The organism is Achromobacter sp. RT286_PF (genome assembly GCF_059760425.1).
The window spans coordinates 412,976-420,872 of sequence record NZ_JCBAMR010000001.1 but is presented as its reverse complement, the minus strand read 5'-3'; the positions used below and the strand labels follow the sequence as shown (position 1 = coordinate 420,872).

The window sequence follows — 7,897 nt, the reverse complement described above, 5'->3', positions numbered from 1 at the left end:
ATGTGCCGCCGAGCGCGACTCAACACACGAGCACCGGAGGGGAGTGTAAAGTGTTTAAGAAGAGCAGGAGCCCCCACCCCCCCCGCCAGGCGTGAACGGCAAAAGGGGGACGACCCCGGCGCGGGTAGAACCCCCCGCCGGGGCCGTGGCCGCACCCGCCGCGAAGAAGGCCAATCCGACGCGCCGATGAGCGAACAGGAAAGCATGGTGGCCGCGCTGGCGCAGTCCGTTGCGACCGCCCTGCCCGACACCACCAAGCCCGCCACCGAAACGTCGACGGACGCCGCTGACGCCGCCGAGCAAACCGCCGATGGCATGCCCCTGGCCGAAGGTGCTGAAGGCGCCGCCGATCCGGAACGCAAGCGCCGCCGCCGCCGCAGCCGCCGTGGCCGCCGCAGCCAGGACGAAGCAGGTCTGGCCGGTAGCGACGAGCAACTGGACGACGGTTCCGACGACGACATCGCCGATCAAGCTGAAGGCATCGCCGCCCAGGCAGCGCCGGTAGAAACCGCTACCGCCGCGCCGGTGCAGACGCAGGCCGTCGACACCAAGGTGACGGAAGCACAAGCCGTCGAAGCGCAGCCCGCCAAGGTCGAAGCACCGGCTCAGGCGCCGGTTCAGGCTCCGGTGGAAACGCAGACCCAAGCACCCGCCCACGCCCCGGCTCAAGCCCCGGTCCAAGCTGCGGCACAGGCTCCGGTTGAAGCTCCGGCCCAAGCCGCCGCTGTGGACGCTCCTGTCGAGGCCACCAAGCCCGCCGCCGTACAAGCCGCCGAGCCCGTGGCCCAGCCCGTGCAAACGGCTGCCTCGGTGACCGAGCCGGTGGCCGTGCAGGCCGCTGAGCCGGCCCAAGCTCCGGCTGAAACGCCGGTGAAGGCCGCCGAGGTGGAACCCGTCGTGACGGCGCCCGCTCCGGTTGGTGAACGCGAAGCCCCGACCGCAGCGCCGGCTGCCGCAGCACCGGCTGCCGCAGCGACGGCTGTCGCAGCGACGGCTGCCTCCCTAGCCCCCGCCGTGTCGCAGCCTATCGTGGTACCGGCAGCCACGCCGTCGGCCAAGGCCCAGGCCTTGCATGACGTCGTCAACGCCGCTGGCTTGAAGTGGGTGGAAACCGATCCGGACCGCCACGCTCAAACCCAGCTGCGCATTGCCGCCGCGCATACGCCGACCCGCCTTGGCCGCGAGCGCAAGCCGGTTGCCACCGTGTCGAATGAACCCCTGGTTCAAGTCGAAACGCGCCACTAAGCCGCTGGCACGCCAAAAAGCCTCCGTCGGATGACGGAGGCTTTTTTTTCGTCCGTCGCCAACACCCCCACGATCTACAGACGAAAAAAAACCCTCGGTGACGAGGGTTTTATGGTCTTGCCGGAAAGCGGCTTAGAACTGGTACGTGTAGGTCAACTGCACCAGATCCAGCCCAGGATTCGGGCGCTTGATGCTGGCGTTGGAAAAGTGCGAATAGCGCACACCGATGCGGTTGTTCGGCGTCAGCAGAAAGCCCATGCCGACGTGGTCGCCAAACTGGAAGGCGGTGCTGATGTTTTCGTCCGCGAAGCGCGTGCTGGAAAACACCGTCGCGCCGATACCGGCTTCCAGGTAGAAACGTTCGCCGGTCCACCAGCGGAACATCGGGATAGCATTGAGCTGCCACACATGGCCCGGGGAACGCGAGCCGTCCGCCCACCAGTACGAGGCGCCCAATTCGGGCGTGAGGTCAAGGCGACCCCAGTTGCCACCGAACTGGTGCGTCCAGACCGACGGCGTTTCGTAGTTCAAGGTAATGCGCTGGTAATGGTCGCCGATGCCGTAATGCATGCTCACGCCACCCTGCGTACCTTCCGACGATTGGGCGCTGGCCATCGTGGCGGCGCCTGCCATTGCCAAACCGACGAGGCTTGCGAGCAGTTTCTTGTTAGTCAACAGCATGGGGTAACTCCGAAGATTTGGGTCTAACCGGCAACATAGCAAAATACGGGTCGGATGGCTTGAGCCTTGTAGCAATAAGGCAACAAATTTGCCGTGGAAAACACTGTTCCGAAAAGCGCCGTCACAATCGATACGAGATCCGGTAAGCAGAGTCACAAACCGGTGGCGGCTCAAACGGAAAATGCCGTCGAAAGCGAGAGCTTTCGACGGCATTATTTGTTGCGACTACCCGTCAGGCAGTAACAACGTCCGCCGGCTGGTTGGTCAGCAGCGCCAGCAGGCGCGCAATTTCCTCACGCAGCTGGCGGCGGTCCACCACCATATCGATCGCGCCCTTTTGCAGCAGAAACTCCGAGCGCTGGAAGCCTTCCGGCAGCTTTTCGCGCACGGTCTGCTCGATCACGCGCGGGCCGGCAAAGCCGATCAGCGCCTTGGGCTCGGCAATGACCACATCGCCCATGAACGCAAAACTGGCCGACACGCCGCCCATGGTGGGGTCGGTCAGTACGCTGATAAACGGCAGGCCGGCCGCCGACAGGCGGGTCAACATGGCGTTGGTCTTGGCCATCTGCATCAGCGACAGCAGGCTTTCCTGCATGCGCGCGCCGCCAGATGCGGCAACACAGATAAACGGCGTCTTGTTGTCCAGGGCGGCTTGGGCGCCGCGCGCGAAGCGCTCGCCCACCACCGAACCCATCGAACCGCCCATGAATTCAAATTCAAAGCAGGCCAAGGTGGCCGGCACACCGCGAATCGAACCGCTCATGACCACCAGCGCATCGGATTCACCGGTTTGCTTGACGGCCTCTTGCAGGCGCTCGGGATACTTGCGCGTGTCCTTGAACTTCAGCGAATCCACGGACCGCGTGTTCTGGCCAATTTCAACCCGGCCTTCCATATCCAGCAGCGAATCGATCCGCGCGCGAGCGCCGATACGCATGTGGTGGTCGCACTTGGGGCACACGTGCAGATTGGCCGCCAAGTCTTCGCTGTACAGCACCGATTCGCACGACGGGCATTTCACCCACAGGCCTTCGGGAACGCGGCGGGCGCCGCTGTCGCTGGTTTTATTGATGCGAGGAGGCAGGAGTTTTTCGATCCAGCTCATTGATTTTTCATCCCGTTAGAGGGCGCGTCCGGCCGTTCAGGCCGACGCGTCGTCTCGTTTTACTTGATCCAGCGCGAGCCGGATGGTGCGCAGCCAGCCGCTGGCGGCGGTGACTGCAGCGTTGGTTTGCTGGGCAGCCGGGGCGTTTGCCACCGCCTGCTCCATCGTTTCAATCAGTTTGCTGCCGATGACAACGGCGTCCGCCACGCGAGCCACGCGCTGCGCGCTTTCAGCGTCGCGGATACCGAAACCCACGCCAACCGGAATGTCGCCCATGTGGCGGCGAATGACGGCCACGCGTTCGGCCACATCCTCGGTATTGAGCGACCCGGCGCCGGTGACGCCCTTGAGCGACACGTAATACACATAGCCGCGCGCCACTTTTGCCACGGCCTGGATGCGCGCTTCGGTGGAGGTGGGCGCCAGCAGGAAAATGGGGGCAATGCCGTGCGCGCCCAGGGTGGCGGCGAAGTCGATGACCTCTTCAGGCGGATAGTCCACGACCAGCACGCCGTCTACACCCGCGCGTTCGGCGTTGGCGGCAAATTCAGCCTGGCCCATGCGTTCGATGGGGTTGGCGTAGCCCATCAGCACCACCGGCGTGGTGGTATCGCGCTGACGGAATTCGGCCACCAGTTCCAGCACACGGGCCAAACCCACGCCTTGCGCAATGGCGCGGTCGGCGGCGCGCTGGATCACGGGGCCGTCGGCCATCGGGTCGGAGAACGGTACGCCCAGCTCGACGATGTCGGCGCCGGCTTCCACCAGCGCATGCATCAGGGCAACCGTAGCCGCGGGCGACGGGTCGCCGGCCGCGATGTAGGGAATCAGCGCGGCCGAACGGCCGGATTCGGCGGTACGCGCGAACGCGGCCGCGATACGATCAATGCGAGTTGTCATGGTGTTAGAGCTCGATACCGGCACGTTCGGCGACGGTATGCATGTCTTTGTCGCCACGGCCCGACAAATTGACCAGAATGACGGCGTCGCGCGGCAGCGTGGCGGCCATCTTCACGGCCTGGGCGATGGCGTGGGACGATTCCAGCGCCGGCATGATGCCTTCGATACGGCAGCAGTCATGGAACGCCTTCAGGGCCTCATCGTCGGTGATCCCCACGTATTCCGCACGGGCCGAGTCCTTCAGCCACGCGTGCTCGGGACCCACGCCGGGGTAGTCCAGGCCGGCCGAGACCGAATGCGTTTCCTGTACCTGGCCGTCGGCGTTCTGCATGACGTAGGTGCGGTTGCCGTGCAACACGCCCACCTGCCCCGCTGCCAGCGAAGCGGCGTGCTTGCCGCTGTCCATGCCCTCGCCCGCCGCTTCGACGCCGATAAGGCGCACGTTTTCGTAGGGGATGTAGGGGTGGAAGATGCCCATGGCGTTGGATCCGCCGCCCACCGCTGCCACGACGTAGTCGGGCTGGCGGCCGATGGCTTCGGGCATCTGCGTCAGGCATTCGTTGCCGATCACGGTCTGGAAATCACGCACCATGCGGGGATAGGGGTCGGGACCCGCCACCGTGCCGATGATGTAGAACGTGTTTTCGATGTTGGTGACCCAGTCGCGCATGGCTTCGTTCAGCGCGTCTTTCAGCGTGCGCGAACCTGACGTAACCGGCACTACCGTGGCGCCCAGCAGCTTCATGCGGTAGACGTTCGACGCCTGGCGATGAATGTCTTCGCTGCCCATGTAGACAACGCATTCCATGCCGTAGCGCGCGGCCACCGTGGCGGTTGCCACGCCGTGCTGGCCGGCGCCGGTTTCGGCGATGACGCGCGGCTTGCCCATGCGCTTGGCCAGCAATGCCTGGCCGATGCAGTTGTTGATCTTGTGTGCGCCGGTGTGGTTCAGGTCTTCACGCTTGAACCAGATTTGCGCGCCGCCCACCATTTCCGACCAGCGTCGGGCGTGATAGGTCGGGCTGGGCCGGCCGACAAAGTGCTTGAGTTCGTAGTTGAACTCTTCCAGGAAGGCGGGATCGACACGGTAATGGTCATAGGACGCTCGCAGCTCGTCGAGCGCGTGCATCAGCGTTTCCGCCACGAAAACACCGCCATAGGGACCAAAATGGCCCTGGGCATCCGGAAAGTCGTAAGGTTTCACCAAGCATCTCCCCCGGTATCGCGACAGGCCACTGCCAGCCGCAAATCCGGTTTGCAACCCGTCATTTTACCTGAGCCGGCCGGGGCCGGGGTCCGCGCAACGGTCCCCTCCCCTCCCGCCACCCGCTTACAGCGACTGGCCCAGGCGACGCAGGAACGTCTCGCAAGACGCCATTTGGTCGATGGCCACGAATTCGTTGGGCTTGTGGGCCTGCTCGATATGACCCGGGCCGCAGACCACGGTGGGGATGCCGATGCCCTGGAACAGCCCCGCTTCGGTGCCATACGCCACCTTGCGCGTGCTGCGATCTTCGGTCAGCGCCCGCACCAGCTGGGTAATGGCGGCTTCTTCGGAGGCCTCCAGCGCGGGGGCCGCGGCGCCCGTCTCGATTTCGATGGTAGCGCCGTCAAATTCGGCCTGCATGCGCGGCAAGAGCTCATCACGCACGTATTTCTCGACTTCGGCCTGGATCTGGTCGGGTTGCATGCCCGGCAAGTTGCGGAATTCGTAGGTGAATTCGCACAATTCCGGGATGGTGTTGACGGCGATGCCGCCCCGGATCTGGTTGGTGGTCATCGTGGAGAACGGCACGTCGTAGAACTGGTCGTACGGGCCGTTGGCCTTGAAGCTGTCTGCCAGGTCGCGGATGCGGCAGATCAGGCGGGCGGCGTATTCGATGGCGTTGCAGCCGCGCGGGGTCAGCGACGAATGCGCCGCCTTGCCGTGGACCTTGCAGCGAAACAGGTTGATGCCCTTGTGCGCCACCACCACCTGCATGCCGGTGGGCTCACCCACCACGCAGCCTTCGGGGCGGATGCCGCGTTCGTGCAGGTCGGCCAGCATGTACGGCGCGCCGGCGCAACCGACTTCCTCGTCGTACGAGAACGCCAGGTGGATCGGCTTTTTGCGCGGCATGGCCATGAATTCGGGCACCAGCGCCAGCGAACCGGCGATGAAACCCTTCATGTCGCAGGCGCCACGCCCATAGAGAAGGCCGTCTTTTTCAACGAGCTTGAACGGGTCCGTGCTCCAGTCCTGGCCATCCACGGGCACCACGTCGGTGTGGCCCGACAGGACGATGCCGCCCTGCTGGTTGCCGTCTTGCGCCGGCAAGGTGGCGAACAGGTTGGCCTTGGTGCGCTCGGGGTTGTGCGCCAGCCACGCGTCCACGCCCTGGCCCTTGAGCCAATCACGGACGGTTTCGATCAGGGCAAGATTGGAATTGCGGCTGGTGGTATCGAAACCCACCAGCGTTTCCAGCCAGGTGCGCGCGTTCATGTCACTTCTCTTTGGGGGGAAAAGCGACAAGTGTAAAGCCAGGAAGCGCCCGCGTCTTGGACGGTGGGGCCGACCGTTCACCGGTTAAGCGCCTAGAATGTCGCCGGATTGAATTACGCCCCCAAGGAGAAACCGTGCAGCACAAAGCAGTTCCCACACGCAACATCGTGGCCGCAGTCATAGGCAACGCCCTCGAATGGTATGACTTCCTGGTCTTCGCGTTCATGACGCCGATTATCGCGAAGCTGTTTTTCCCCACCGACCCCAACCTGCCCGGCAGTGAACTGAACGCCATCCTGATGACCACGGCCATTTTCGGCGTCGGCTTCTTCATGCGCCCGGTGGGCGGCATCATCCTGGGGATGTACGGCGACAAGAAAGGCCGCAAGGCCGCCATGGTGATGGTGACGTCCCTGATGGCCGTGTCGATTGCGCTGATCACGGTGGCCCCGACCTACCACGCCGCCGGCATCCTGGCCCCGATCTTCATCCTGATCGCGCGCCTGTTGCAGGGCTTCTCGGCGGGCGGCGAATTCGGCACGTCGACGGCCTTGCTGATCGAAATGGCACCCAACGGCAAGCGCGGCTTCTACGGCTCGTGGCAAATGGCAGGCCAGATGCTGGCGCTGCTGATCGGCGCGGCCTGCGGCACGCTGATCACCGAGTTCTTCACGCAAGAGCAGATCGCGGCCTGGGCCTGGCGCATTCCGTTTGCCTTCGGCCTGGTCATTGTTCCTATCGCGATCTATATCCGCAAGAACATCGACGAAACCGAAGTCTTCAAGCAGATGCAGGAAGAAGACCGCCAGGCCGCCGCGCGCGGTGAAGTGCAGCGCCTGAGCCTGGTGCAGATGGTCAAGACCCACACGCGTGAAACGCTGATCGGCGTGGGCCTGGTGGTGACCGCCACCGTGTCCATCTACATCACCTTCACGTATCTGGTCACGTATTCGACCCAGATTCTGAAGCTGCCGCTGAAGGACACCTTCATGGTGCAGATGGCTGGCGCCGCGCTGATGGTGCTGATGACGCCGTTCATGGGCGCCTGGTCCGACCGTATCGGCCGCCGCCCGCTGGTGATCGGTTCGCTGATCGGCTACCTGATCGTGCTGTATCCGCTGTACTACTGGCTGTCGGATGCGCCGTCGATCGGTCGCCTGCTGACCGTGCAAATCGTGGTCTGCATCTTCGTGTCGGCCTTCTTTGGCGTGTTCAGCACGGTGATGGCGGAATTGTTCCCGGCGCGCGTGCGTTCCGTGGGCTTGTCCCTGGCCTACAACGTGGCCGTGATGATCTTCGGCGGCTTCGCCCAGTTCATCGTGACCTGGCTGATCAAGACCACCGGTTCGCCGATGGCCCCGGCCTACTACGTGATGTTCGGCGTGGCGCTGGGCCTGATCGCCTCGTTCTTCATGCGCGAGCGCGCGCACGAACAGCTGGATCACTAAAGCACGGCCCCCCAGGGCCGCCCGGCCTTGGGG

Annotated in this window: 7 protein-coding genes; 2 read left to right on the top strand and 5 right to left on the bottom strand. The window is 64.3% G+C overall.

What is annotated here, in order from left to right; all coding sequences use genetic code 11:
• The first annotated feature begins 186 nt into the window (after window positions 1–186).
• Window positions 187–1,245 carry a hypothetical protein gene (locus AC6LJY_RS01890; RefSeq protein ID WP_498135146.1) on the top strand — a complete coding sequence of 353 codons (1,059 nt, stop codon included), beginning with the start codon at window positions 187–189 and terminating at the stop codon, window positions 1,243–1,245.
• A 132-nt stretch (window positions 1,246–1,377) separates the two neighbouring features.
• Here the strand turns inward: AC6LJY_RS01890 and AC6LJY_RS01885 are convergent, their stop codons facing one another.
• From AC6LJY_RS01885 to argE, 5 genes are all read right to left on the bottom strand, one after another.
• Window positions 1,378–1,926 (bottom strand): acyloxyacyl hydrolase, encoded by a 549-nt coding sequence (locus tag AC6LJY_RS01885; protein WP_219991869.1) that lies wholly within the window; start codon window positions 1,924–1,926, stop codon window positions 1,378–1,380.
• 232 nt (window positions 1,927–2,158) lie between these two features.
• Window positions 2,159–3,034 (bottom strand): acetyl-CoA carboxylase, carboxyltransferase subunit beta, encoded by an 876-nt coding sequence (gene accD, locus AC6LJY_RS01880; protein ID WP_046802586.1) that lies wholly within the window; start codon window positions 3,032–3,034, stop codon window positions 2,159–2,161.
• A 36-nt stretch (window positions 3,035–3,070) separates the two neighbouring features.
• Window positions 3,071–3,934 carry a tryptophan synthase subunit alpha gene (trpA, locus tag AC6LJY_RS01875; protein ID WP_314361546.1) on the bottom strand — a complete coding sequence of 288 codons (864 nt, stop codon included), beginning with the start codon at window positions 3,932–3,934 and terminating at the stop codon, window positions 3,071–3,073.
• A 4-nt stretch (window positions 3,935–3,938) separates the two neighbouring features.
• Window positions 3,939–5,138: a tryptophan synthase subunit beta gene (gene trpB, locus AC6LJY_RS01870; protein WP_314361549.1), complete on the bottom strand. Its 1,200-nt coding sequence runs from the start codon at window positions 5,136–5,138 to the stop codon at window positions 3,939–3,941.
• 126 nt (window positions 5,139–5,264) lie between these two features.
• Window positions 5,265–6,416, bottom strand: coding sequence for an acetylornithine deacetylase (argE, locus tag AC6LJY_RS01865; RefSeq protein WP_104143008.1), 1,152 nt, complete (start codon window positions 6,414–6,416; stop codon window positions 5,265–5,267).
• A gap of 134 nt (window positions 6,417–6,550) precedes the next feature.
• Here argE and AC6LJY_RS01860 point away from each other — a divergent pair, with 134 nt between their 5' ends.
• A complete protein-coding gene (locus tag AC6LJY_RS01860) occupies window positions 6,551–7,864 on the top strand; it encodes an MFS transporter (protein ID WP_104143007.1) in 1,314 nt (437 codons plus the stop codon).
• Window positions 7,865–7,897 lie beyond the last annotated feature (33 nt).